This is a genomic window from Streptomyces sp. NPDC050738 (assembly GCF_040654175.1).
In the GTDB taxonomy this organism is placed as follows: domain Bacteria; phylum Actinomycetota; class Actinomycetes; order Streptomycetales; family Streptomycetaceae; genus Streptomyces.
The window spans coordinates 108,259-132,171 of the sequence record NZ_JBFAHN010000011.1; the positions used below are offsets into that span (position 1 = coordinate 108,259).

23 protein-coding genes are annotated in these 23,913 nt (G+C 69.4%); 6 read left to right on the forward strand and 17 right to left on the reverse strand.

The annotated features are described in order from the left end of the window. Nucleotides 1-80 precede the first annotated feature (80 nt). Complete coding sequence (locus tag AB0H78_RS26100) at nt 81-1,271, reverse strand: MFS transporter (RefSeq protein WP_363237021.1); 1,191 nt, start codon at nt 1,269-1,271, stop codon at nt 81-83. 99 nt (nt 1,272-1,370) lie between these two features. Between AB0H78_RS26100 and AB0H78_RS26105 the strand changes: the two genes are divergently transcribed. Continuing rightward, nucleotides 1,371-2,456, forward strand: coding sequence for a DUF5937 family protein (locus AB0H78_RS26105; RefSeq protein ID WP_363237022.1), 1,086 nt, complete (start codon nt 1,371-1,373; stop codon nt 2,454-2,456). 17 nt (nt 2,457-2,473) lie between these two features. Here the strand turns inward: AB0H78_RS26105 and AB0H78_RS26110 are convergent, their stop codons facing one another. Then, entirely contained in the window at nt 2,474-2,857 is a 384-nt protein-coding gene (locus AB0H78_RS26110; protein WP_363237023.1) for a DoxX family protein, read from the reverse strand. A 73-nt stretch (nt 2,858-2,930) separates the two neighbouring features. Next, nucleotides 2,931-3,404 carry a carboxymuconolactone decarboxylase family protein gene (locus tag AB0H78_RS26115; protein ID WP_363237024.1) on the reverse strand — a complete coding sequence of 158 codons (474 nt, stop codon included), beginning with the start codon at nt 3,402-3,404 and terminating at the stop codon, nt 2,931-2,933. A gap of 233 nt (nt 3,405-3,637) precedes the next feature. Between AB0H78_RS26115 and sigJ the strand changes: the two genes are divergently transcribed. After that, a complete protein-coding gene (sigJ, locus tag AB0H78_RS26120) occupies nt 3,638-4,549 on the forward strand; it encodes an RNA polymerase sigma factor SigJ (protein ID WP_363237164.1) in 912 nt (303 codons plus the stop codon). Nucleotides 4,550-4,621: 72 nt separating this feature from the next. Here sigJ and AB0H78_RS26125 read toward each other — a convergent pair whose 3' ends face one another. From AB0H78_RS26125 to AB0H78_RS26160, 8 genes are all read right to left on the reverse strand, one after another. Further along, nucleotides 4,622-5,221, reverse strand: coding sequence for a hypothetical protein (locus tag AB0H78_RS26125; RefSeq protein ID WP_363237025.1), 600 nt, complete (start codon nt 5,219-5,221; stop codon nt 4,622-4,624). A 113-nt stretch (nt 5,222-5,334) separates the two neighbouring features. Next, nucleotides 5,335-5,697 (reverse strand): hypothetical protein, encoded by a 363-nt coding sequence (locus AB0H78_RS26130; RefSeq protein ID WP_363237026.1) that lies wholly within the window; start codon nt 5,695-5,697, stop codon nt 5,335-5,337. Between the two features lie 165 nt (nt 5,698-5,862). Then, nucleotides 5,863-6,384, reverse strand: a complete 522-nt coding sequence (locus AB0H78_RS26135; RefSeq protein WP_363237027.1) for a GtrA family protein — start codon at nt 6,382-6,384, stop codon at nt 5,863-5,865. A 205-nt stretch (nt 6,385-6,589) separates the two neighbouring features. Further along, nucleotides 6,590-7,885 carry a BNR-4 repeat-containing protein gene (locus tag AB0H78_RS26140; protein WP_363237028.1) on the reverse strand — a complete coding sequence of 432 codons (1,296 nt, stop codon included), beginning with the start codon at nt 7,883-7,885 and terminating at the stop codon, nt 6,590-6,592. Nucleotides 7,886-7,936: 51 nt separating this feature from the next. Further along, complete coding sequence (locus AB0H78_RS26145; protein ID WP_363237029.1) at nt 7,937-8,737, reverse strand: IclR family transcriptional regulator; 801 nt, start codon at nt 8,735-8,737, stop codon at nt 7,937-7,939. Further along, nucleotides 8,724-10,022 (reverse strand): ABC transporter substrate-binding protein, encoded by a 1,299-nt coding sequence (locus AB0H78_RS26150; protein ID WP_363237030.1) that lies wholly within the window; start codon nt 10,020-10,022, stop codon nt 8,724-8,726. Before AB0H78_RS26150 ends, AB0H78_RS26145 begins: the two co-directional genes overlap by 14 nt. Nucleotides 10,023-10,066: 44 nt before the next feature. Next, nucleotides 10,067-10,987 carry a carbohydrate ABC transporter permease gene (locus AB0H78_RS26155; protein ID WP_363237031.1) on the reverse strand — a complete coding sequence of 307 codons (921 nt, stop codon included), beginning with the start codon at nt 10,985-10,987 and terminating at the stop codon, nt 10,067-10,069. After that, nucleotides 10,984-11,913, reverse strand: coding sequence for a sugar ABC transporter permease (locus AB0H78_RS26160; RefSeq protein WP_363237032.1), 930 nt, complete (start codon nt 11,911-11,913; stop codon nt 10,984-10,986). The genes AB0H78_RS26155 and AB0H78_RS26160 overlap by 4 nt, the downstream gene beginning before the upstream one ends. A 299-nt stretch (nt 11,914-12,212) precedes the next feature. Between AB0H78_RS26160 and AB0H78_RS26165 the strand changes: the two genes are divergently transcribed. Further along, on the forward strand, nt 12,213-14,498 hold the full coding sequence (locus tag AB0H78_RS26165) for an FAD-dependent oxidoreductase (protein ID WP_363237033.1): 2,286 nt from the start codon (nt 12,213-12,215) through the stop codon (nt 14,496-14,498). A gap of 71 nt (nt 14,499-14,569) precedes the next feature. Here the strand turns inward: AB0H78_RS26165 and AB0H78_RS26170 are convergent, their stop codons facing one another. Continuing rightward, nucleotides 14,570-15,370 (reverse strand): IclR family transcriptional regulator, encoded by an 801-nt coding sequence (locus tag AB0H78_RS26170; RefSeq protein ID WP_363237034.1) that lies wholly within the window; start codon nt 15,368-15,370, stop codon nt 14,570-14,572. A gap of 148 nt (nt 15,371-15,518) precedes the next feature. On the opposite strand from AB0H78_RS26170, the gene AB0H78_RS26175 reads away from it, so the two are divergent. Beyond that, nucleotides 15,519-16,532 (forward strand): Gfo/Idh/MocA family oxidoreductase, encoded by a 1,014-nt coding sequence (locus AB0H78_RS26175; RefSeq protein ID WP_363237035.1) that lies wholly within the window; start codon nt 15,519-15,521, stop codon nt 16,530-16,532. Nucleotides 16,533-16,539: 7 nt separating this feature from the next. Here the strand turns inward: AB0H78_RS26175 and AB0H78_RS26180 are convergent, their stop codons facing one another. From AB0H78_RS26180 to AB0H78_RS26195, 4 genes are all read right to left on the reverse strand, one after another. Continuing rightward, nucleotides 16,540-17,808, reverse strand: coding sequence for an MFS transporter (locus AB0H78_RS26180; RefSeq protein ID WP_363237165.1), 1,269 nt, complete (start codon nt 17,806-17,808; stop codon nt 16,540-16,542). Nucleotides 17,809-17,882: 74 nt separating this feature from the next. Beyond that, nucleotides 17,883-18,521 (reverse strand): helix-turn-helix domain-containing protein, encoded by a 639-nt coding sequence (locus AB0H78_RS26185; RefSeq protein WP_363237036.1) that lies wholly within the window; start codon nt 18,519-18,521, stop codon nt 17,883-17,885. A 63-nt stretch (nt 18,522-18,584) separates the two neighbouring features. After that, the gene (locus AB0H78_RS26190) at nt 18,585-19,691 is read right to left on the reverse strand and encodes a HAMP domain-containing sensor histidine kinase (protein ID WP_363237037.1); all 1,107 of its coding nucleotides are present in this window, start codon (nt 19,689-19,691) and stop codon (nt 18,585-18,587) included. Beyond that, on the reverse strand, nt 19,684-20,379 hold the full coding sequence (locus AB0H78_RS26195) for a response regulator transcription factor (protein ID WP_363237038.1): 696 nt from the start codon (nt 20,377-20,379) through the stop codon (nt 19,684-19,686). Before AB0H78_RS26195 ends, AB0H78_RS26190 begins: the two co-directional genes overlap by 8 nt. Nucleotides 20,380-20,466: 87 nt before the next feature. On the opposite strand from AB0H78_RS26195, the gene AB0H78_RS26200 reads away from it, so the two are divergent. Both AB0H78_RS26200 and AB0H78_RS26205 read left to right on the forward strand, forming a co-directional pair. Further along, nucleotides 20,467-21,114 (forward strand): M15 family metallopeptidase, encoded by a 648-nt coding sequence (locus AB0H78_RS26200; protein ID WP_363237039.1) that lies wholly within the window; start codon nt 20,467-20,469, stop codon nt 21,112-21,114. Between the two features lie 26 nt (nt 21,115-21,140). After that, the gene (locus AB0H78_RS26205; RefSeq protein WP_363237166.1) at nt 21,141-22,220 is read left to right on the forward strand and encodes an endonuclease/exonuclease/phosphatase family protein; all 1,080 of its coding nucleotides are present in this window, start codon (nt 21,141-21,143) and stop codon (nt 22,218-22,220) included. Between the two features lie 154 nt (nt 22,221-22,374). Here AB0H78_RS26205 and AB0H78_RS26210 read toward each other — a convergent pair whose 3' ends face one another. Continuing rightward, nucleotides 22,375-23,694, reverse strand: a complete 1,320-nt coding sequence (locus tag AB0H78_RS26210; RefSeq protein ID WP_363237040.1) for an acyltransferase — start codon at nt 23,692-23,694, stop codon at nt 22,375-22,377. Nucleotides 23,695-23,913: the final 219 nt, after the last annotated feature.

Sequence of the window (23,913 nt, forward strand, 5' to 3'; positions counted from 1 at the left end):
AGGCCATGGTCGGGAATCTCTTGCCCGTTGTCCATCGGTTGAGGCGGCCGGGGGCGCGAACAGGCCGTGATCGAGCACGTTCAGCGGGCGACGGCGGAGGCGGAGAGCAGCGTCGCGGCGGCGAGGCTGCCCCAGAGAGCGGTTGGGCCGTGGGGCGCGAGAGCGGTGATGACCGCTGGGGAGGCGGCGAGGCCGAAGCCCGTGGAGAGCTGGAAGCGGGCGAGGGTGCGCCCCAGGACATGTGCCGGGGCGAGGGCGGTGACAAGAGCGGTGGCGCTGCCCGCATAGATGATCTCGCCGAGGGTGCAGACCACGGACACTGCGGCGACGGCCGGGGCGGCCCAGCCGTGTCCCAGGGAGGTGGCCGCGAGGAAGCCGAGGTAGGACGCGGCGAGTACCAGGCCGGCGACAGCCAGCACCGACCGGCGGGGGAAGCGGGACATGAGGACGGTGACCGGAACCTGCAGGGTGACCACCAGCACCGTGTTGGTCACAAAGATGGCCGCCGACCACATCGGGGAGGCGTGCATCTGCGTCACCAGGACAAGAGGGAGCGCGATTTCGGGGACGTTGAGGCAGAAGACATAGATCACGTTGGCGGCCAGCAGCGCGCGCAAGCGGGGTGCGGCGGCGACGCCCCCGTCCCCGTCTTCGACCGCGGTCGCGGTGGGATCAGCGTGCACATGGACCGACCATGCCAAGGCCGCCGCGGCGAGATAGGCGAGCCCGGTGACGCCTGCCAGCGCCTGCAGAGCAGCGGTGCCGCCCGCCAGGCATGCGGTGGCGAGGAGTGCGCCGACGCCCAGGCCGGCGTTGCGCAGGGCGCGGGCACCGGCGAGGGCGGTGTCCCGTTCCCGGCCGTGGGAGACCGTGGCCACGAGGGCGGCGTGGGCGGCGGGCCAAGCCTGGTTGCCGATGCCGAGGAAGAGCGCCGCTGTCGCGAACAGCCAGACGTTCCCCGTCGGGGTGGCCACCAGCAGCGCCACGCCCAGCACCCGCACCAGCATCGACACCGCCACCACCGTGCTGCGCGGGCCCCGGTCCAGCCATCGGCCCACAGCGGGCATGCACCCGAGACCCGCGACGACGCCGGCGGTCATGGCGGTGCCGGTGACCGGCGCGGACAGCCCGAGCACCGTCACCCCGTACAGCAGAAGAAAGGGCCGCAGCATGCCGGTGCCGAGCGCGTCCACGGCGAGGGCGACGGCGTAGCGGGGGCCGCCGGAGGCGCGGAGCAGGGCGCGGGGTCGGACTTTGGTGGTGGTTGGCATGGCGCCAACGGTTGTGTCGGGCGCCGGAAGGGGCACGTCGGTTGACGGACATCGTCAACTCACGCCGTATCCGGCCGTCCGACCCTCGATGATGAGGAAATGACGCTGCGCATCGACATCACCGGAGTACCGCCCGAGCGGCTGCGGTTCAGCGCATCCCCGCTGGCCGAACTGACCGCGATGTTGCATGTCCTGGCCGAACCCGCGCATCATCCGCGGCTGGCCGGCTGGGCCGCCGACGTCTGGGCCGCGATGCCGCCGGAGCTGGCCGAGCGGTTGCGGGAGGCGGAATTCCTCTGGCGATCCTCACGAGCGGACTTCCTGGTCCCCGCCCGCCCCCGGCAGACCCTCGCCGAGGAGCTGGACGATGTGGACCAGATCGACGACGAGACCTACGTGACCTCCGCGCTCACCACCACCTGCGGCAGCAATCGTGTCCTCTTCGCCGCACCGTCGCCGCTGGCCGACCGGGTCGCGCGCGATCGGGCCCTGGAGCTGGCCCAGGCCCGCGGCGAACTCCAAGAGGCCTTCGCGGAGCGGCTGTTGGCGGATCCGGCCGCGGTGCGGGCGCGGGTACGCCACACCCTCGAACAGTGCACCGAGGCGTTCTTCGACGCCGCCTGGACGGGCATCGCCGTACGACTGGCCAACGACCTGCGTCTGAAGAACGACCTGGTGAAGCGCCAGGGCATCGGGGCCGCACTCGCCTCGGTCTCCGCCGCGGTCGCTCTGGCACCGGACGGCGACTGCATCGTCGTGGACAAACTGCAGGACAACGCGACCGCCGCGCACGGCACCGGCGTCACCTTCATCCCCAGCGACTTCGGCAGCCCGCACCTGGTGGCGGTCCATGCGCCCGGATGGAAGCCGGTGGTCCAGTACCCCGTCGCCGAGCCGGGCCCGGCGGAGCCGGTGCCGCTGGAAACGGTCACCCGCCGGCTGGAGGCACTCGCACATCCGGTACGACTTCGGCTGCTGCGCACGCTGGCCCGCGGCCCGCACACCACGGGCGAGCTGGCCCAAGCGTGGGAACTCTCGCCTCCGGAGGTCTCCCGCCACCTCGCCGTCCTGCGCCGCGCGGGCCTGCTCACCACCCGGCGGCACGGGCGCTACGTCCACTACACCCTCAATCTGCCCGAGATGACGACGCTGGGCACGGACCTGCTGGCGGCCGTCCTGCGCTGAGCAGCCTGCGCCGGCGCTCAAGTGAAGGACTCGGGGCCGAAGCGCCCCCACACCACGAAACCTGCGAGCACCAGATAGACCAGGTCCACCGCCATCAACGTGGTCTCGTGACGCCGGATTCGGGTGACCGCCGCACCCGCCATGATCAGCACCAGGCCGAGGGCTGCCAGCGGCACGAGCACGGGAGCGATATCGAGCAGTGCGGGCAGGATGAGGCCCAGCGCAGCCAGGACTTCGAGGGCTCCGATGGCCGTCACGCCGGCGCCGCTGAAGTCTTCGACCCAGTGCGCGCTCTGCCCGGTGGCGGCGATCTGCTCCTTCGTCCTGACCATCTTGAAGCCGCCGCTGAGCAGGTAGACAACGGCGAGCAGCCCGGTGACGATCCATAGCGCGAGGTTCATGTGCTTCTTCCTTGCATGGTTTTCGGGCGCGCATTCGTCCTGGCGAAGTGCGCAGGGATCGGAAGGAATCGGGTCACGCGTACTGACCGGGCCGGTAGGCGCCGGCGGGCTGCTGGATCATGACGTTCCCGCGGTTGAAGGCGTTGATGATCGCGATTTGGGCGACCAGGTCGGCGAGCTGGTCCTCGTCGTAGTACTTGGCGGCATTCGCCCACACCTCGTCCGGGACCCCGCCGGCCGCATCGGCGATGCGCGTGCCCTGCTCGGCCAGTTCAAGGGCGGCCCGTTCGGCATCGGTGAACACCGTGGCCTCCCGCCAGGCGACGACCAGGTTGAGGCGTACGGCGCTCTCTCCGGCGTGTGCCGCGTCCTTGGTGTGCATGTCGATGCACCCGGCGCAGCCGTTGATCTGGCTGGCGCGGAGCATCACCAGTTCACGTGTCGCGGCCGGCACGGTCGACTCCGCGAGTGCCTTGGCGGCCGCGATGATGTGCTTCATGGCCTTGGCGGCGACCGGGCTGTTCATCATGTTCAGACGTGCATTCATCGTGCGCTCCTCGGGTGTTGTCCGCTGTTGCCTCTCTAAGACAGAGCACCCCGGCACGCTGTGACAGCCACAGATGTGACCTGCGTCTCCCTGTCGCCGGGCGCGTCCGGCACCTCGGATACGCTGCTTTACGTCCTGTGGATCTTGGGGCGAACAGGCGAGGCGGCGGCCTCGACCGAACGCCGCCGTACGCGAGTCGGGGGAGGGATCCCGTGCCGGGATCGACAGATGTGATGGACGAGGCCGGTTACCGGCCGCTGTTGTTCTCCATTGCCTACGGGATGACCGGGTCCGTGGGCGACGCCGAGGACATCGTGCAGGACGCATTCCTCGGCCTGACCCGAGCGCATCAGGCGGGAACCGTGATCGCCGCGCCGAAGGCCTATCTGACCACCGCGGTTACGCGGCTGGGGATCAACCACCTGGGGTCGGCGCGGATGCGCCGCGAGACGTACGTGGGGGAGTGGCTGCCCGAGCCGGTCGTCGTGTCCGACGGCCGACCGGGGCCTGCCGAACACGCCGAGCTCGCCGACTCCCTGTCGATGGCGTTCCTCGTGCTGCTGGAGGCCCTCTCCCCGGTGGAGCGCGCGGTGTTCATGCTGCGTGAGGTGTTCGGGTACGGCTACCCGGAGGTGGCCGCGAGCACCGGAAAGTCCGAGGCGAACTGCCGGCAGATCTTCGCCCGCGCCAGAAAGCGCATCGCCGCTGCAGGACAGGAAGCCGACAGCACGCCGCCCCCTGCGCGCCGGCCGGAGGGTGATGAGCTCGCCCGAACGTTCTTCGAAGCCGCGGCCGGCGGCGCATTGGACGCACTGCTCGGCATGCTCGCGCCCGACGTGGTGTTCCACGGAGACGGCGGCGGAAAGGCGCGGGCGATCGGAAAGTCGGTGACCGAGCCGCGCCGCGTCGGACAGCTGCTCGTCGGCGGGTTCCGCCGCCTGCGCGCACTCGGCGCCACGCTACGGCCCGCCTGGATCAACGGCCGCCCGGGCGCCATGATCGTCGATGCCGAAGGCCGCGTGGCCAGTGTGGTCGAACTCGACATCGCCGACGGGGTGGTCCGGGCGATTCACTCCGTGTCCAACCCCGACAAGCTCGGCCACGTGGGCCCTGTCTCCGATATCGCACGCCTGCCGGAGAGGTGATCCACCCTCACCATCCACGGTCCGTCACGCCCAGACCCTGAGAGGGCTGGACATGACGGACCGGGGTGACTGTCAGTGCTGTGCGGCAGCCGGGGAGGGCGAGGGCGCGGGCTTGGGGAACTGCAGCACGGCCGAGACGATGTTCTGGGCCAGATCCAGTCCGAAGCCCGCGAAAGTCTGGGCCGTCAGCAGAGACATCTGCGTCGTCAGCGCGGTCCCGGAGCCCAGAAGCGTCGCATAGTCTCCCCGCGCCCGGGCATCGGCCATCTTGCGTGTCTCTTGCTTGATGGACTCCACAGTGGCCTTGAGTAGAGGGTTGGGTCCGCGCTGTGCGGGCGATCCGCCGGGAATGATGGCCAGCAGATTGTCCAGCGACTTGTCGACCTGGGCCTGGGCCGCCGCGACCTGCTCGGGTGTCTGTCCGCCCTGGAGGACGTCGCCGGCGAAGTTGGAGACGGAACTGTTCGCCTGCCCGGACCGGCCGAAGGTGTGGAAGGTCTGCGCCTGGTTCTTCAGTTGCTGCTCGGTCGCCGGGTCCGGCGGCGGCTCCGCCGCATCGCGGATCGCTGTCGTGGGCGGCACTGCTGTCGCGGCGGTCGCCGCGGAGAGCGGCCCCAGCACGAGGGCACCGCAAGCGATTGCTGCCGCACACCCGAGGAATTTCTTACGCACGCCTGGCTCCGTCTGTGTCGTTGACCACTGGTTAGTGGTCAGACTCGGCGCCGTGAGGGTCGGGCGCCATCGGGGAAGCCCGGGTGGGTGAACCGGCCTGATGGAACGTCATCTCAGCTGTCGAAGGCGGATTCCCCGCCGCGCATTGCGACCGCGAGGGCGCCGAGGCTCACGGCGGGACGGCCGAGCATTCTCGTCAGCGCGTGCTGCTGGCGGTCCGTCAGCGTCGACACGAAGACCACCGCGTCGGCTGCTTCCTGCTCGCAGACCGCCGCCACTTCGCGCACCTTGCCGTAACTCAGCAGAGTCCGCGAGGAGTACGGCAGACCCATCTTCTTGGCCCCTCCGCCGGAGACGCCACGCCGTTGCACGATGCGCCCGACGACCCGGGCGCCGCGCGCTGTCAGTGCCGCGGCCGCCGCATCCATGATCGCCGTGAACTCCTTCTCCTTCGCGGAGAAGTAGCCGACGAGCACGACGTCGGCCCCCTCAACCCCCTCGGGCGGAGCTTGAGGCAGGGGCCTCTCCGGTCCCGCCCGGCGCGCAGGGCGTCGTTGGCGCCTCCGGAACTGATGCATGCGCCACAGGCTAGATGCTCCGCAGCCGGCGGCGACAGGCGATAGTGCACGGCCGGGCAACCGTCAGGCGGCGGGGCAGAGAGCGGTGGGGTCGGCGGGGGCCGTGGTGCGGGCCAGCGTGGTGGGCGCGGTACGGACGACGGGCGCGGCCGTGGCCTGCGCGTGGCTGCGTGCGAAGACGACGAGGCGCAGCATCGCGAAGCGTGCGACACCGGTGAGTGCCGAGGCCGACAGATAGACGGCCTGCTGGAGCATCGCGCCGGGCGCTGCCAGCAGGTGCTGGAGGAGGAGCATCGCCAGGCAGGTCACTGCGTACGCGGCCGCTGCCGACCCGGCGGACTGTGCGTGCTGGCGCCAGGTCGCGCGGCCGCCTGCGCCGAAGGTGAAGCGGGCGTGCAACTCGGTGGCGAGGAGTGTGGAGATGACGGTGATCAGGGCGTTGGCCAGGATCCAGGGAATCCAGGAGGCGAGAGCCGTCACGGCGAAGCTGGAGGCGATCCCCACGCCGCCGCCGCAGAGCACGAAGCGCGCGAAGGCGGCGCCGGCGCCGGGTGCCGCCTGCTGCTGGCTCTGTGCTGACTCCATGATCCGCCCCTTGGATGACTCGCTCCGTGCAACGCATCCCGTCGGCCCGTAAGGCAGGGGATGCGCTACCGATGGCGCCATCATGACATATCGATGGCGCCATATGTGCCATGAATGGCGCCATGATGTGGAAGGGGTGGCGTATGTGCAGGTCAGCGACTCGGATTGTTTTTGATGTGCGGCGGGCACGGAGGGGGATCTGGGCTCAACGGCGCGCGTAGTACAGCGTGTTGTGAGCGGTGTCCGGGAGGTACAGCACGTCGTTCCCGTCCGAGTCGCGGCACACTGCCAGCCGGTCGGCGGTCAGGCCGGGGACGACCGAGGCCGACGTCCACGCACCGCCCGCCTCCGTGGCGGCCATGACGCGGTCGGTGCCGGACGTGGTGACGTAGTAGACGCGCTTGCTGTCGGTCTCGTCCCAGGTGATGCCGAGTGCGGCGGTGGTCTGGCCTGCGGCGTACACGGTCTGGCGGGCCCAGCCGCCGCCGCTGGGATAGGCGTAGTAGACGCGGAAGTTGCCGGCGCTGTCGGCCGAGCGGTAGCGGTAGGCGACCTTCGGGACGGAGCCGTCAAGGGTGAGTTTGGCGCTCTGGACGGCGGGCCCGGTGTATCCGGTGTTGTCGTTGCTCCACTGCTCGCCGGTGGTCAGGCCCTGGATCACGTCGGCGGATCCGGGGGTTGCCGGAGTGGTGACGGCGTTGCCGGAGCTGTCGGCGAACGCACCGGTGGCCGGGTCGTAGCGCAGGTAGGAGAGCTGGTGGCGGAAGGAGGACGAGGGCGCCTTGGACCACTCGTAGAGGATGTGGACGCGCCCTGCGGCGTCCACGGCGAGGGAGTCGGGGTAGACGGCCCGGTCGGATGCGGAGGCGAAGGTGGCGACCACGCTCCATGTGGCGGTCGCGTTGTTCCAGCGGTACAGCTTGCCGGGGCGCTGGTCGGCGGCAGCGCCCACTCTGGCCATGAGGTACAGGTCGCCGTTGGGGGCAGTGGTCAGGACGGGGTAGGTGATGCCCTCGCCCTGGTCGGGCATCTCTGTCGCATGGTCGGTGACACTGCCGCCGGCTGCGTCGGAGCGGAAGTAGCGCCATGCGTTGACGTGCATGGACGTGAAGACGTGCAGGCGCCCGCTGCCGTCCCGGGCGATCGACGGCTGGTTGTGGCCGTTGTCGTCGGTGAACTCGGCCTGCTTGCCGTCCGTGCCGAGGAGGGGCAGTCGGCTCCAGGCGCCGGCGGGGTCCCTGCGGGCGATCGCAGGGCGGTGTGTGGCGGCGGTCGAGCCGGGCTCGTCGAAGGCGAAATAGGTGTACTGGCCGCTCCCCTTGTAGGTGGTGGCGGGTGTCCACCAGGCGGCCTGATTCGACGAGTCCATGGTGTACGGCACCGTCTCGACCGAGGCCGCCTCGGCGGTCGCGGGAGCGGCATGCGCGGCGGGGAAGGGCGTGACCAGGGCTGCGATGGCGGCAGCCGAAACCGCGAACGAGCGCGCGCGGGCGTGACGCATGGAGACTCCTTTGTCTCGTGTCTCAACCAGGGCTACCGAGGCGTGAGTTGTTCAGGCGGCGCCGAGTGCCTGACCGATCCTGTCGGCGGCCTCGATGACCTCGCGAGTGAGTGCGCTGCGGGTCTCGGCTCCCGCTCCGCCGCCCAGTACGGAGGTCGGCCCCCACAGGGACACGGCCGCCACGATGTCGCCGGATGCGTCGCGTACGGGGGCGGCCAGCGAGGCGCGGCCCAGGGCGCGTTCCTCGGCTTCCACCGCGTATCCGGTCCGGTGCACGGTGGTGATCTCCTCGTCGAGGAGATCGTGACTGACGGTGGTGAACTCGGTGTGCGACTCCAGCGGTTCGCCGAGGAGTTTCCGCCGTTCCTCGGGGGAGAGGCCGGCCAGCAGGCACTTGCCGATGCCGGTGGCGTGCAGGGGCGCGGTGTGTCCTGCCTGCGTGTACGACTTGGGCGCGCGGGCACCCTCGAAGTTGCACAGGAACATCAGTACGTCGTCGCGCCGGACGGCGACGTTCGCGCCGAGGCCGGTGCGCGCGGCCAGGTCCTGGAGCACGGTACGGGACGCCCAGTGCACGGGGTGACGGTTGACGGCGGTGGTGGCGAGGGACAAGGTGCCCAGGCTCAGCCGGTAGAGGTTGCTGACCGGGTTGCGTTCCACCAGGTCGAGGCGTTCCAGGGTGGACAGCAGCCGGGAAGCGGTGGAGGAGCCGAGCCCGGTCAGTTCGGCGACGTCGGAGACGCGGAGTTCGGCGCGTCCGGAGTCGAGTGAGCGCAGTACCGAGACGGCCCGCTCCACGCTCTGGTTCGTGCCCGCGCCGCGGTCGCCGGGCGAAGGATCAGCGCTTGACAAGGTCGGAGACCTCCTTGCCGGCCTGCTTCATCGCGTCCTTCGGCGACGACTTGCCGACCAGGACGGCCTGCACCTGCTTGGCCACCGCCTCTTCGATCTGCGCGTTCTGTGCGAAGCGCCAGAAGGGGCTGCCGGTCGCCGTCTTGGTGATCTTCTCGGTCCACTCGGTGGTGAACGTGTCCTTCGCGACCTTCGGGTCGGCAAGTCCGCTGGTGGTGGACGGAGGCAGGGCGAGGTCGGCGAAGTACCGCGATGTGGTGGCCTGGTCGGAGGTGGTGTGCAGTGCGAACTGCGTTGCCGCCTCCTGTCCCTTGCCCTTGACGACAGCGATCACGCCGCCCCACAGCAGCGCCCTCGGCGAATCGCCGGCGCGCAGCACCGGCCGGGGCACCGGCTGCATCGCCGCGGCCAGTGTCTTGTCCTTGGACTGTGCGGAGGTCACGCCCTTGCCGATGATCGCGTCGTCGTAGAACGCGGCCTTCCCCTGCCCGAACAGGGCCCGGGCGTCGAAGCGGTCCACATCCGAGGCGATCAGCTTCGCGTCGTGCAGTTTCTTGTACCAGGTGAGCGCGTCGATGGACGCGTCGTCACCTATGGTCACCTGGTCGCCGTCCAGGAGCGTGCAGCCGAAGGTCTGCATCCAGGGAAAGATGTCCTTGAGCTGGGCGACCTTGGTCGCCGCGGCGTAGGGGACGATGCCGCCGCCGAGCTTCTTGAGTTCGCGCAGCGCGGCTTCGAACTCCTCGGTGGTGGTGGGGTGTTCTTTGATGCCGGCCTTCTCCAGGAGCTTGGAGTTGGCGATGAGCCCGATCGATCCGGTGTTCCAGGGCAGGCCGTACTGCGTGCCGTCGTACTTGCCGCTGTTCAGCGCCACCTCGGTGTAACCGCCCTTCGCGGCCACGGGGCCGAGGTCGGCGAGCTTGCCCATCTGTGCCACCGTGCCGAGCCAGGCCATGTCGAGATGCACCGCACCGGTCGTCTCGCCGCCGCCGAGCTTGAGGGTCAGCTGGCTCAGGTATTCGTTGTACGGGTAGGCGACGGTGCGGATCTTCGCCTTCTCGGACTTCTCCCAGGCCACGATGATCTTCTCGATCGCGGGCTTGGCGGTCGCCTCGTTGAGGGACCAGGAGGAGAAGTCGAAGTTCTTGGCTTTCGTGTCGCCTCCGCCTGAGGTGCTGCCGCCGGACGGAGCGCAGGCGCCCAGCGCACCGGCGCCGGCCATACCGAGCGCGCCGATGCCGAACATCCGAAGGGCGCTGCGCCGGCTGATGCCAGAGGTGGTCATGGTGACTCCAGGGACGAGTACGGAAGGGGAGGGAGGAGCGGGGGTCAGCTCTTGACCGAGCCGGCGGTCATCCCGCCGACGAGGTAGCGCTGCAGGAACATGAAGGCGACGACCACCGGGACCGACACCACGAGCGAGGCCGCCATCAACTGGGGCCAGGAGGTCTGGAATTCACCGATGTAGGTGGAGACGAGCCCGGGCGGCAGGGTCTGCTTCTCCTTGTCGGCCAGGGTCAGCGCGAAGATGAAGTCGTTCCAGCCGCGTACGAAGGCGAACAGTCCGGCGGCGACCATCCCGGGCGCGGCCAGCGGCGCCACGATCGAGTGCAGCGTCCGCCACCGTGAGGCGCCGTCGATGGAGGCGGCCTCCAGCAGGGCGTCGGGGATGGTGTCGAAAATGCCCTTCAGCATCCAGACGCACAGCGGCATGGTGAAGGTGGTGAAGGAGAGCACCAGCGCGGTGTACGTGTTCAGCAGTCCGAAGCTGGAGAACACCGTGTACAGCGTCACCAGGAGCAGCGCCTGGGGGAACATCTGGGAGGCCAGCACCAGGTGCATCAGCGAACGGCGCCCGCGGTAGCGGAACTTGGAGAACGAGTAGCCCATGTACGTCGCGACGATCACGCTGAGCACCGCCGTGATCGACGCGACGATCATCGAGTTGAACAGGTACTTGAGCAGCTGGTCGTTCTCGGCGAGTGCGGAGAAGTTGCTGAAGGTGATCTCGGTGGGGATCAGCTTCGGCGGGAACTGGAAGGCCTGATCGGTGGTGCTCAGGGCCGTGACGAGCAGCCAGTAGACCGGCAGCATCCCGAACGCGCCGATCACCAGGACGGCCGACCAGGCGGCGATGCGCGAGCGGAGCAGGTCCTTGCGTATCCGGCGCCGGGAAGAGCTCCGGGCGGGTGCAGTTGTCGGCCCGAGCGTGTCGGCGCCGGACAGGGGGGTGGTGGTCGTGGACGTCATCGGGCGTCGTCCTTCCGCTCGGCGATCCTGAGGTAGACCGCGACGAGGACGAGGAGCAGCAGCATCCACAGACCGCCCAGTGCGGTCGCCCGGCCGAGGTCGAATCCCTTGAAGGCGGACTGGTACACGGCCGTCGCGAAGGTTTCGGTGGAGCCCGCCGGGCCGCCGCCGGTGAGGACGTAGATCGTGTCGAAGTGCTGGAAGTTCCAGATGAACTCCAGCAGCAGCACGATGGAGGCGACGCCGCGGACCTGTGGCCAGGTGACGGCGAAGAACCGTCGCACCGCACCTGCCCCGTCCATCGAGGCCGCCTCGTGCAGTTCCCTCGGTACGGTCTGCAGGCCGGCGAGGAGCATCACCATCATCCAGGGGAAGCTGGCCCAGGTCTTGGTGATGATGACGGCGAGCATGGCCGTACCGGGCTGCCCGAGCCAGGTGATGGCCTCGTCGGTGATTCCGGTCTGCATGAGGATCCCGTTGAGCACGCCGTAGTTGGCGTTGAAGATCCACATCCAGAGGAAGGAGACCACCACGCCCGGGATCACCCACGGGAAGAGGAAGAGCCCGCGCAGGAAGCCGCTGCCCTTCAGGCCCGTGTTGAGCGCGAGAGCCAGTGCGAAGCCGATCACGAAGGGGACGATCGTCGCCCCGACCGTGAAGATCAGCGTCTGCTTGAGGATCGTGACGAAGTCGCCGTCCAGCCAGTAGGTGAAGTTGTCCAGGCCGACGAACTCGCGTCCCGGCAGCCGCAGATCCTGCTTGAAGAAGCCCGTGAACAGCGCCGACACCAGCGGATAGACGATGATCGCCGCGAACAGGGCGAGGCCCGGTGCGGTGAGCAGCAGCGCGAAGGCTCCGTTGGAGAGCCGGCCACCGTGCCGTGCGCGGGGGCGCGCCGTGGTGTCGGGAGGTGAGGCGCTGGTCATTGCTCTGTCCTCTCGGAGGGGACCCGTTCCGAGCCCTGACTGGATGCCATTGATGCTCCAATGAAACTTGCTTGCGACATGCGGGATCGTTCTCCATATGACGCAACAGCGTCAACCCTCTTGCGCGTTGTATCTCCGTTCCGGGCGCGGACGGCGGCGCAAAGTAGGGTGATTTGAGGGTGAATTCCGCATCACGCGGGGCGCTCCACGCGGCAAGTCCCATCGAGTGAACGGTAGTTGCACTATGTGGATGTAATGTACGTTCGTCGCGCCTGGTTCCACCACCGAGGAGGCCGCACGTGCGGGAAGAAGAGGCCCACTACGACATCGCCGTGATCGGCGGCGGCCTGGCAGGGGTGTGCGCGGCCATCGCCGCGGCCCGGCTCGGACGCAGTGTCGCCCTGGTCAACAACCGCCCGGTCCTGGGCGGCAACTCCAGCAGCGAGATACGGGTCTGGGTCTGCGGGGCCACCGCACACGGGGTGCACCGATGGGCGCGCGAGACCGGCATCATGGGCGAGCTCTACACGGAGAACCAGTACCGCAACCCCGAGGGGAACCCGTACTACTGGGATCAGGTGGTCCTCGACGCCGTCCTCGCCGAACCGAACCTGGACCTCTACCTCAACACCGACATACGCGAGGCCCACGCATCGGGACCGGACGACGCACGTGAACTGCACTCCTGCACCGGCTGGATGATGGGCTCCGAACGCCGCATCACCTTCCACGCACGGCAGTTCCTGGACTGCACCGGCGACGGACTGCTCGGACACCTCGCAGGCGCGCGGTACCGGGTCGGCCGCGAAGCGCAGGCCGAACACGGCGAACCCTGGGCGCCCGACGAGGCGGACGAGGCGCTCCTCGGCTCGACGATCCTGTTCCACACCAAGGACGCCGGCCGGCCCGTCAAGTTCGTACCGCCCGCCTACGCCCGCGATCTCACCACGACGCCCATCCTGCGCAACCGCGTGCTGCGCACCGGGGACAACGGGTGCGACTACTGGTGGATCGAGTGGGGCGGCGAACTCGACACGGTCCACGACAACGAGCGCATCCGCGACGAGCTCCAGGCCGTCATCATGGGCATCTGGGACCACATCAAGAACTCGGGGGAGTTCCCGGACGCCGCGAACCTCACCCTGGAATGGGTGGGCAGCCTGCCCGGAAAGCGCGAGTACCGCCGCTTCGTCGGGGACCATGTCCTGACGCAGCAGGACATCCTCGGCCAGCGCCAGTTCGAGGACCGTGTCGCCTTCGGCGGATGGTCGGTCGACCTCCACCCCGTGCAGGGGATGTACGCCGACGAGCCCGGCGCCCGCCAGCGCTACGCGGACGGCATCTTCCACATCCCGCTGAGATCCCTCTACTCCGTGAACGTCACCAACCTGCACTTCGCCGGACGCAACATCTCCGCCACCCACATCGCCTTCGGCGCCACCCGCGTGATGGCCACCTGCGCCACCCTCGGGGAAGCCGCCGGCACCGCGGCCGCCCTGTGCGTCGAAGAAGGACTCACGCCGCGCGAACTGGCCACCAAACAACCGGAGCTGGTACGCCGCACCCTGCTGCGCCAGGATGCGTCCGTCATAGGTGTACGCGACGACGACCCCGCCGACCTGGCCCACGCCGCCCGCGTCAGCGCCTCCTCGCACCTCGGCCGCCTGGCCGCCGAGCCCTCGCCGGACGGTGCGCAGGGGGAGCCGTATCCGCTCACCCGCGACCTGGCGCTGCTGCTGCCCGTGGACCCCTCGCTAGACGCGGTCGACCTGCTCGTGCACGGCGCTCCGGACGGGCAACCCGGCGAACTCGTAGTGGAGTTGTGGGGCACGGGCCGCCCCGAGAACGCCGTACCCGTCGACCACCTCACCACCACCACGGTTCCCGTCCCGCCGGGCGGCCCGCACTGGGTGACCGCGCGTCTAGACCACCACCCCCAAGAGCCGGGCCATGCCGTCCTGGTGGTCCGGGCCTGCCCCGGAGCCTCGCTCGTCCTCGTGCCCGAACGGACCGACGGTGTCCTTGCGTTCCGCCGCCGAGCCGAGGGAGACGCAGCCGTCGATCACGACATTCCGGAAGAGGAAGGACAGCTGGTCCTGGAGTGGCAGGCCCGGGGTCTGCGCCGGCACACCTTCTGCTTCCGTGCCTCACCGGATACCCGCGCTCTCGCCCCCGAGCGCGCCGTCGGCGGATTCCAACGCCCCTACGGGGGGCCGCAGATGTGGTGTTCGCAACCGCTCGCCGACCCGGATCGGGCCGATGAGTGGCTGCGCCTGGACTGGGACCAGCAGCGGCAACTGGCAGAGGTGCGCGTGGTGTTCGACGACGACGTCGACGAATACCTGAACAACCTGCACCGCCACCGCACCCCGTTCGAGGTCATGCCGGAACTCGTACGCGACTACCGCATCCAGCACCAGGACTCCGAGGGTGCCTGGCAGACCCTGCTGACCGTGACCGGCAACCGCCGCCGCCACCGGGTGCACCGGATCGCCGCACAGACCCGTGCGCTCCGGCTGATGGTGGACGCGACACACGGCGCACCGCGTGCGCACGTGGTCGCGTTCAAGGTGTACGGGGCGTAGCGGGCAAGGCTCCCATGGCCAAGGCCCGTTGAGCGACGCGGACGGTCAACGGGGCCTCGGTATGCGGCGGTTCAGATGCCCCCGAGCGCCTGGCTGATCGCGTCGGCGGCCTCGATGACCTCGCGGGTGAGGGCCGTGCGCGCCTCGTCCTCGGGCCGCGTCGCCTTGGCCTGGCCACCGAGCAAAGAGGTCGGCCCCCACAGGGAGATCGCGGCCACGACGTCGCCCGACGCGTCACGCACCGGAGCCGCCAGCGAAGCGCGGCCCAGCGCCCTTTCCTCGGCCTCCACCGCGTACCCCGACCTGCGTACGGTGTCGATCTCCTCGTCGAGCAGATCGTGGCTGACGGTGGTGAACTCGGTGTGCGCTGCGAGCGGTTCGGCGAGAAGCCTGCGCCGTTCCTTGGGGGTGAGTCGGGTGAGCAGGCACTTGCCGATACCGGTGGCGTGCAGCGGTGCGGTGTCCCCGGCCTGGGTGTACGACTTCGGAGCGCGTGTGCCCTCGAAGTTGCAGAGGAACAGCAGAACATCACCGCGGCGTACGGCGACGTTCGCGCCGAGTCCGGTGCGTGCGGCCAGGCCCTGCAGCACCATCCGCGACGCACGGTGCACCGGATGACGGTTCAGGGCGGTGGCGCTCAGCGACAGCGTCCCGAGGCTCAACCGGTAGAGATTGCTGACCGGGTCCCGCTCCACCATGTCGAGCCGCTCCAGCGTCGACAACAACCGTGAAGCGGTGGACGAGCCGAGCCCCGTCACCTCGGCGACGTCGGACACCCGCAGTTCGGCCCGTCCCGAATCCAACGCACGCAGCACCGAGACGGCCCGCTCCACACTCTGGTTCGTTCCCGCGTCGGTCACTCGGATGGCCATGCCCTTCCTCGTTCTGCATTGGACTTGCACATCTTGCATCACCCTATCCCGAGCATGGTCCGCCCCGGGGGCTCTGTGATACACAGCCAGCACGGGCGAGTGCACGGCGCCTGCATGTTGTTGGTGATCGGTGAGAGGTGCGTGGCGCGTGAGCGAACCACTGCGTGTGGCAGTCATAGGTGCGGGACACATGGGAGCCGATCACATCCAGCGTATCGACCGCGTGGTGAGCGGGGCCCGGGTCGTCGCGGTGGCGGACCCCGACACCGGGCGGGCCAAGGACGTCGTCGCGGGCATCGACGGCGTCTCGGTCCACGCGGACGCGATGGCCGCGCTGGATGCGCCGGATGTCCAGGCGGTGTTGATCGCCTCACCTGGGCCCGCGCACGAGGAAGTGCTCCTCGCTGCCTTCGCGCGCGACCTGCCGGTGTTGTGCGAGAAGCCGCTGACGCCTGACTCGGCCGGTGCGCTTCGGGTCGTGGAAGCCGAGGCGGGCCTGGGGCGGCGGCTTGCGCAGGTCGGGTTCATGCGGCGTTACGACGCCGAGTACCTGCGTCTCAAATCCCTCCTGGACAGTGGTCGGCTGGGCCGGCCGCTCATGCTGCACTGCACGCACCGCAATGTCTCTTCGCCGCCCGGATTCACCTCCGTCATGCTCGTCAACAGCTCCGTCTCGCACGAGATCGACGCTGCCCGCTGGCTGCTGGGGCAGGAACTGACGGCCGTGACGGTGCTGAAACCCCGGCCCTCCTCGCACGCCCCCGAGGGGCTGGCCGACCCCCAACTGGTGCTGTTCGAGACCGCGTCGGGCGCGCTGGTCGACGTGGAGATCTTCGTCAACTCGGGCTTCGGCTACCAGGTGAGATGCGAGGCGGTCTGCGAGGGCGGCAGCGCGCGGATCGGCGACGAGCACGCGATGGTGGTGACCACCGCCGAAGGCGCGTACGAGGAGGTGGCCCAGGACTATCTCGTACGGTTCGCACAGGCCTACGACCAGGAGGTCCAGGCATGGGTGGACGCCACCCGGCAGGGCCGGGTCACCGGACCCAGCGCCTGGGACGGTTACGCGGCGGCTGCCGTTGCCGAAGCCGGGGTCCGCGCGCAGGAGAGCGGTGTCCGCACATCCGTCGAACTCGCCGAGTGCCCTGCGCTCTACCTCTGACCGCACGTCATGTCGGGAGCTTCGTGCCGGTCGGCCGAACGCCATCCGCGGTTTCCTCGGATCGAGGTTTTGCGACGCCTCGCCCACGGACCTGGTCCATCTCGCGCCATTCCGGCCGCAGACCGGCCAGGTTCGTGGTGAGGAAGTACCCGGCGCCGCCGACCAACAGCACCGGGGTGAGCCCGACAGCGGCCACCGCCGCTCCGGCGATCAGCCCACCGAGAGGGATGCCGGCCCAGGCCAGCGAGTCACCGAGGGCGTTGACCCGGCCCAGCATCCGGCGCGGCACCCGCTCGAAGAGGACGGCACTCAGCACCGGGTTGACGAAGCCCGCCCCGAACCCGCTGACGGCGAACACGGCCAGCACCGCGCCCATCGGAGCGCCGGAGGCGAGGATCAGAAATCTCGGAGCCCCGGCCAGCAGGAACCCGGCGAAGAACACCATCCGGCGTGGCAGCCGTTGCGCGGCCAGCGCAGCTATCAGGCTCCCCGCGACCGCCGCGGCTCCCATGACGCTGCCCAGCAGCCCAAGGGCGGCCGGACCGTTGCCGGACTCTCTGGCCCAGACGGGCACGAGCACGGAGGAGAAGCCTGCGTCGAGCAGGTTGGTGACGCCGACCATGACGATGACGGTCAGCAGCAACGGATCGCCGCGCAGGAAGGTGAATCCCTCACCGAACCGCTGCCAGTATCCCGGTTCCGTCTCTCCGGTCTGCGCGGGCGTCTCATCGACGGCGTGCCCCATCCCGCGGGGCATCGCCACCCCGATGATCAGCGAACCGAGAGCGAAGCAGCCAGCGTTGACGACCAGCCCCGGCATGGGGCCGAGCACCGCCACGAGAGCGCCGCCGGCCGCCGGGCCGACGGTGGACGCAAGCCGCTCGGTCACGCCGGAGATACCGGCGGCCCGTTCCAGCGCCACCCGGCTGCGCTCGGCGGCTTCCGGGACCATGACTTCCTTGGCCAGGTCGCCGGGACCACGGGCCGCGCCGATCAGCGCCACAAGTGTCAGCAGAAGGGGAAAGGAGAGCAGATCCAGGGCGTGGAACAGGGGAACCGCCGCGGCTGCGGTCGCGCTGGCCAGATCGGTGGTCCACGAAACGGCCCGCGGGCCGATCCGGTCCACCAGTGGTCCGGTGAACGCCTTGACCACCACGTACGGAGCCATCTCGCAGAAGGCGACCAGCCCCGTCTGTGTGGCGCTGCCGGTCGTGACGAGCACGAACCAGGGCAGCGCGACGGCGGAGATACGCGTACCGGCGAGCGATACGGCCATGGCGGCAAGGACTCCGCCCAGCGGTCGTAAGGACCGCTTTGCGGGTATGCCGTCCCAACCAGTGTCGTCTTTCGTCACGGCGCCGCAGCTCCTGTCGTTTCCGAAGACGTGTCCAGTTCGGGCAGGAGGTGCGTGATGACGGAAACCCGCTCCGCCCCCTCGGGGGCGTTCGCCGCCGCCTCCGGCGTTTCGCGCCGGTAGCGGGCGAGAACGGTGTGCAGCTCCTGGCGCAGGGAGGCGGCCTCCTCGGGCGTGAGCCGCAGGGGCCAGTCGCTCATGTCGAAGGTGTCACGCCACTCAGGGGGCATCGTCTGGAGCTCGTTGAGTGCCCGCTGTGCGCGAAGGGTGTAGGTGGCGGCGACGGACTGCAGGTAGGTCAGGGCGGCCTCGGGCTCGCGCTCGGTCAGCTCGGGGTCGTCGAGGTACGTCATCTGGTGCAGCGAACGCCACCAGCGCTCCCGCGCGTTGCCGCGTCCCGTGTCCTCCTCGACGAACCCGGCCGCGCCGAGCTGGCGCAGGTGGTAGCTGGCCGTCCCCGAGTTCACGCCGAGCCGCTCCGCGAGGCGGGTCGCGGTCGAGGGGCCGTGCTGGCGCAGCAGCCCGACCAACTGCACACGTACCGGGTGCGCCAGAGCGCGCAGCCCCTTGGCGTCCAGGACGATCGCGTCGACTTCTCGCTTCGGGCCGTCCGGCCCCGTGCTGGTTTCGGTCATGGCGCCACCCTAGACCGCAAACAGTTCTTCGCAAAGGGTTCTTTGCGAAGAACTGTTGGGGAATCAGAAGTGCGGGGCGGCCACGGGCAGTTCGACCGTGATGCGGATCCCGCCGGCAGAGCGCGGCGTGAGGGTGAGCGTGCCGTCGTGCGCGCGGGTGATGGTCTTGACGATCGCCAGGCCGAGACCGACGCCCGCATGGTCGGTGTGCATGCGCTCGGTGCCGCGCTGGAAGGGTTCAGTGAGAGTCGATGCCAGTTGGGGGGTGAGCATCTCGCCGGTGTTCTCGACCGTGAGCACCACCGACCCGGAGCGGAGGCCGGTCGTGACCCACACGGCGCCCTGTCCGGGCAGGTTGTGGACGATCGCGTTGTGCACGAGGTTCGTGGTCAGCTGCAGCAGAAGCGCCGGAGATCCGATCGTGGGCGTGATGTCGCCGCTCGTCTCGAGGGTGACGCCATGCTTCTCCGCGAGGGGCAGGAGCGACTCGGTGGCTTCTTCGGCCAAGAGGGACAGGTCGACACGTTCCGCGGTGAAGGACCGCTGGTCGGCGTGGCTGAGCAGGAGAAGTGCCTCCGTCAGGTCGATCGCCCGGGTGTTGACCGCGTGCAGCCGCTCGACGAGTTCAGCGGGGTCCTGGGTCGGATCGTTGCGGGCCACGTCGAGAAGCGCCTTGGAGATCGCCAGCGGTGTGCGCAGCTCGTGAGAGGCGTTGGCCGCGAATCTCTGCTGCTCGGCGACGTGTGCTTCGAGCCGTACGAGCATCGCGTCGAAGGCGTCGGCGAGTTCGCGGAATTCGTCCTTGCGGCCGGGCAGCCGGATCCGGTGGGAGAGCGACCCGTGCGTGGCCTTGCGCGTGGCATCCGTGATGCGCGTCAGCGGAGCGAGCATACGGCCGGCGAGGATCCACCCTCCCAGGAGACCGAAGAACAGCAGGAAGACCATGACCGCGGCCGCCCTCGGGGCGAAGACCTCCAGGAGCACGGACCGTACGGGAAAGACACCACCCGTCGGTTTGTCATCCGGGTTGATGAGCATCGCCCGGTCGGGAACGTAGCGAAGCAGGAACACCCACACCGCCGCGAGCAACAGGGCTCCGGCAAGCATGAGGAACCCCGCGTAGCTGAGGGTGAGTTTGAGGCGGACGCTCGGCCCGGGAGCCCTATCCATGGTCTGTTCCCTCGTGGCCGGTGTCCGGCTGCGTGTCGATGCGGTACCCGACGCCCGGCACGGTGGCGATGATCCAGGGTTCGCCGAGCCGTTTGCGCAGGGCCGAGACGGTGATGCGTACGGCGTTGGTGAACGGATCGGCGTTCTCGTCCCACGCGCGTTCCAGGAGCTCTTCGGCGCTGACGACACCGCCTTCGGCGGCGACGAGGACTTCGAGCACCGCGAACTGCTTCCTGGTCAGGGCGACGAAACGGCCCTCCCTGTAGACCTCTCTGCGGAACGGATCGAGGCGCAGACCGGAGATCTCGCGTACGGGAGGCCTGTTGTGGGCGCGTCTGCGGTCGAGTGCGCGCAGCCTGAGTACGAGTTCCCGGAGTTCGAAGGGTTTCGTGAGGTAGTCGTCGGCGCCGAGTTCGAACCCGCTGGCCTTGTCGTCGAGACGGTCGGCCGCGGTGAGCATGAGGATCGGCATGCCGCTGCCGGAGACGATGATGCGTTTGGCGATCTCGTCACCGGAAGGGCCGGGGATGTCGCGGTCGAGGACGGCGATGTCGTAGGTATTGATGTCCAGCAGTTCCAGGGCGGTGTCGCCGTGGCCCGCGATGTCGGCCGAGATCGCCTCCAGACGCAGACCGTCGCGGATGGCTTCTGCCAACAGGGGTTCGTCCTCGACGAGCAGCACACGCATGCCGTCGATGCTACGAGTCGGGACATATCGTCGGCGTATCGAAATCCCCATACGTGTCGGCAACACCGCGCTGCTTTGACTGGCCGTATGACTCGACCCCTCTCATCAGCACGAAAACCGGCCCGCCGGATCCGGTGGCTCCTCGCCATCGGCCTGATCGTCGTCATCGCGGCGATCGCCGAAGTCCTGGACCATCAGGAGGCCGGGCACTCGTCCCTCTCGCCGGCTCTGCCCTTCGCGTCGCCCTCGAAGATGCTTCGCGGCGAGCACCGTGGCGCGCGGGGCGAAGCCGTCGGCGCCGTCCCTGACGGTGCGACGGTCTTCGATGACGCGATTCCCGCGGTGGCCAACCTCGATCCCGATCTCCTCAGAGCCCTCCGGCAGGCCGCAAAGGATGCCGCGGAGGACCGGGTCTCCTTCTACGTCAACAGTGGCTGGCGTTCCCCGGAATATCAGGACCAGCTTCTTCGCGAAGCAGTCTCCAAGTACGGCTCCAAGGCCGAGGCCGCCCGTTGGGTGGCCACCGCCGAAACGTCTCCCCATGTGTCGGGGAAGGCGGTCGATATCGGGCACACCGACGCGACGGCGTGGCTGTCCGAACACGGCGCCGCGTACGGTCTCTGCCAGATCTACCGGAACGAACCCTGGCATTACGAGCTGCGCTCCGAAGCGATCGATCACGGCTGCCCGCGGACGTACGCCGACCCCACCCAGGACCCGAGGATGCAGCAGTGACCGGTAGTGAACAGGGACAGTTGACCATGCAGGTCGACACCGCGGAACGGACCGGTCAGGGGGCTGCCGGCCGCCCGGACACCGGCTCAGGCAGCTGGCGCGCGGGCATCCGCCGTACGATCCGCGCCACCTCCCGGCCGGGCCCCTGGAAGCGCGGCCCGGTGCTCGCGGCGCTGGCACTGCTGCTGGGCCTGCTCATGATGTTGCACGCGAGCATCCCCAACCGGATCGGCAACGTGGGCAGTCTGGTGGAGACGCTCCTGCCGTGGTTCGGTCTGTTCATCCCCGTGCTGCTGGCCGGGGCGCTCTGGCGTCGCTCGCTCTCCGTCGTGGCCGCGCTGCTGCTGCCCGTCATGGTGTGGCTGAACCTCTTCGGCGGCCTGCTCGGCGACAAGTCCCACGCCGGCGGCGACCTCACCGTGGTCAGCCACAATGTCGGCGCCGACAACCCCGACCCGGCCGGCACCGCCCGCGACCTGACCGCCTCCGGCGCGGACATACTCGCCCTGGAGGAGATCACCACGCAGGCGAAGCCGCAGTACGAGAAGGCGCTGGCCAAGGCGTATCCGTACCACGTGGTCCTCGGCACGGTCGGTCTGTGGAGCAAGCTGCCGTTGTCGGACACCGGTCCGGTCGAGATCCGGACGGACGCCGGGCCGCTGGGGGAGAGGAAACCTCTTGCCGTCAAAATGGCCGAGGCCAGGGCGCTGCGCGCCACGGTGACCACCCACCAAGGACCGTTGGCGGTGTACGTGGCCCACCTCGGCTCCGTGCGCGTGAACCCGAGGGCGGGCTTCTGGACCGACTCGCGGGACAGGAACGCGCAGGCGCTCGCCAAGGCCATCGCCGCCGAGCGCAATGAACGCGTGGTGCTTCTCGGCGACATGAACGGCACCACGGACGACCGCGCGTTCGCCGGCATCACCTCGCGGATGCACTCGGCGCAGGACACGGCAGGCGACGGCTTCGGCTTCACCTGGCCCGCGAAGTTCCCGGTGGCGCGGATCGACCAGATCCTGGTGAGCGGCGTGAAACCGGAGAGTTCATGGGTGCTGTCGGCCACCGCCAGCGACCACCTGCCGGTGGCGGCCGACATCAACTGGTGAACTCCGGGCTGTCAGTGGGCTGTCCCGCCCCGCGGCGCTGCTGGAGGGACCGCTCGCAGCCGATGTCTGGGCGTTCGGCAGGGAGCTGACGCACATCCTGCTGGTCGATCACCGCTGTCGCGGGTGGGTCCCGCAGCGCTGCATGCCCGCTCCGTCAGGCGGCCTCGCGCAGGGCCCCTTCGGGTTCCTCCTCACGGGGGCGCACCGCCTTGCGGCGGGGTGTCATCACCAGGCCCAAGCCCAACGCCAGGCCCAGCGCGGGCAGGAGCGGGAACCGGCCCTCGTACGCGAAGCCCTGCACGGCGAAGCGGGTCAGCGCTGCGACGCTCGCCGCGAGACCGAGCCACAGCTGCCAGGAGCGGTTCGTCCCGGCGTCCGGCAGAGTCCGCTCGTACGCGCGCGTCAGCCAGTGCTCCAACGGCCTCAACGCCAGCAGGACACCGGCCAGTACGACGCCGAGCACCAGCAGCCACGGCCCCCGGAGCCACCACCACGCCGCGGACCCGAAGGCGGGCTCCGGCGCGAGTCCGGTCAGGTAGAACGCGGCGGCGACCACCAGCACGGGCAACATGTGCCAGAGGTAGAGCGTCATGCTCGCGCCACTCACGGGGCGTACCACCCGCCATATCCGGGCACGGGCCAGAAAGCGGCGGGCCGTCGGTGCGATGAGCAGGCACAGGCCTGTCTGGGCCACCGCCCACGCCAGCATGGCCGCCGACGGCGGGTTGGTGTTGCTGGGTGTCTGGCCGGTCACCATGATCAGGCTGACGGGGAACGGACCGACCGTGATCAGTGCGGCGAAAGCCAGTCCGCCGACGGCCGCCATCGCGGCCGGTACCGGCCGGCGTTCGGTGAGCGAGCCGTCGTGCCAGCAGAAGCCGAGTTGGTACGCCGCGCCCCACACGAGCACGTAGTTGAGCAGTCCGATGTACGGGACCTGCGCGGCCACCACCAGCGTGTCCGCCGCCAGGGCCGCCGCCCCCATCGCCACGGGCACCAGGAGACCCCAGCGCCGGTGCGCCGCGTGCAGCGCCGGCGTCAGGGCGCTGAGGAGCAGATACACCGGAAGGAACCAGAACTGCATCGCCATGGCCCACCCCACCAGGGCCAGAGTGCCGGCGTCCACGCCGACGGCAGAGCAGACCCCGACGGCGAGCAGCACCAGACCGCTGTACGCGCACGCCGGAAGAAGCAGCCGCAACGCCCGACGCCTCACCCAGCCGGCCGCCGTACCGTCCGCCTCACGCGTCCTGGACCAGGACCCGCCTGCCGCATGGCCTCCGGCAAGGAAGAACAGCGGCATGATCTGGAAGCCGAGGGTCAGCCACTGGGTCCAGTGGACGGTCGCCAGCAGCTCCGGGGCGGTGATCTCCCCGCCGGGCGCCCGGACCAGGGCAGTGATCAGCCAGTGTCCGAGTACCACCAGGACGATCGCCCAGGCGCGAAGGAAGTCGAGGTAGCGGTCTCTGCTCATGCACCGTGATGCTGCCGCAGCCTGGGTACGGCCGGGGCGGGAAGCCGAGGCTGTGATCAATCCGTGGCTGGTGCGACACCGCGCCGTTCCATGACCTCGGGTTATCCCCACCCTTCATCCGCCAGCAGCCGCCATGGTCCGCAACGACCGTGATCCGTAGCTTCGAGTTGACGGCTTGAAGAGAACGCGAGAGGACGGGCATGAGGCTGCGCGGCGGCA

Coding starts and splice junctions, on each gene's coding strand:
- AB0H78_RS26140 (WP_363237028.1), bottom strand. CDS start 7,885: ATGCGTCACGCCCGCGCGCGCTCGTTCGCGGTTTCGGCTGCCGCCATC.
- AB0H78_RS26100 (WP_363237021.1), bottom strand. CDS start 1,271: ATGCCAACCACCACCAAAGTCCGACCCCGCGCCCTGCTCCGCGCCTCC.
- AB0H78_RS26170 (WP_363237034.1), bottom strand. CDS start 15,370: ATGGCCATCCGAGTGACCGACGCGGGAACGAACCAGAGTGTGGAGCGG.
- AB0H78_RS26195 (WP_363237038.1), bottom strand. CDS start 20,379: ATGCGTGTGCTGCTCGTCGAGGACGAACCCCTGTTGGCAGAAGCCATC.
- AB0H78_RS26150 (WP_363237030.1), bottom strand. CDS start 10,022: ATGACCACCTCTGGCATCAGCCGGCGCAGCGCCCTTCGGATGTTCGGC.
- AB0H78_RS26105 (WP_363237022.1), top strand. CDS start 1,371: ATGACGCTGCGCATCGACATCACCGGAGTACCGCCCGAGCGGCTGCGG.
- AB0H78_RS26160 (WP_363237032.1), bottom strand. CDS start 11,913: ATGACCAGCGCCTCACCTCCCGACACCACGGCGCGCCCCCGCGCACGG.
- sigJ (WP_363237164.1), top strand. CDS start 3,638: ATGGACGAGGCCGGTTACCGGCCGCTGTTGTTCTCCATTGCCTACGGG.
- AB0H78_RS26115 (WP_363237024.1), bottom strand. CDS start 3,404: ATGAATGCACGTCTGAACATGATGAACAGCCCGGTCGCCGCCAAGGCC.
- AB0H78_RS26190 (WP_363237037.1), bottom strand. CDS start 19,691: ATGGATAGGGCTCCCGGGCCGAGCGTCCGCCTCAAACTCACCCTCAGC.
- AB0H78_RS26110 (WP_363237023.1), bottom strand. CDS start 2,857: ATGAACCTCGCGCTATGGATCGTCACCGGGCTGCTCGCCGTTGTCTAC.
- AB0H78_RS26205 (WP_363237166.1), top strand. CDS start 21,141: ATGCAGGTCGACACCGCGGAACGGACCGGTCAGGGGGCTGCCGGCCGC.
- AB0H78_RS26135 (WP_363237027.1), bottom strand. CDS start 6,384: ATGGAGTCAGCACAGAGCCAGCAGCAGGCGGCACCCGGCGCCGGCGCC.
- AB0H78_RS26185 (WP_363237036.1), bottom strand. CDS start 18,521: ATGACCGAAACCAGCACGGGGCCGGACGGCCCGAAGCGAGAAGTCGAC.
- AB0H78_RS26180 (WP_363237165.1), bottom strand. CDS start 17,808: ATGGCCGTATCGCTCGCCGGTACGCGTATCTCCGCCGTCGCGCTGCCC.
- AB0H78_RS26210 (WP_363237040.1), bottom strand. CDS start 23,694: ATGAGCAGAGACCGCTACCTCGACTTCCTTCGCGCCTGGGCGATCGTC.
- AB0H78_RS26155 (WP_363237031.1), bottom strand. CDS start 10,987: ATGACGTCCACGACCACCACCCCCCTGTCCGGCGCCGACACGCTCGGG.
- AB0H78_RS26200 (WP_363237039.1), top strand. CDS start 20,467: ATGACTCGACCCCTCTCATCAGCACGAAAACCGGCCCGCCGGATCCGG.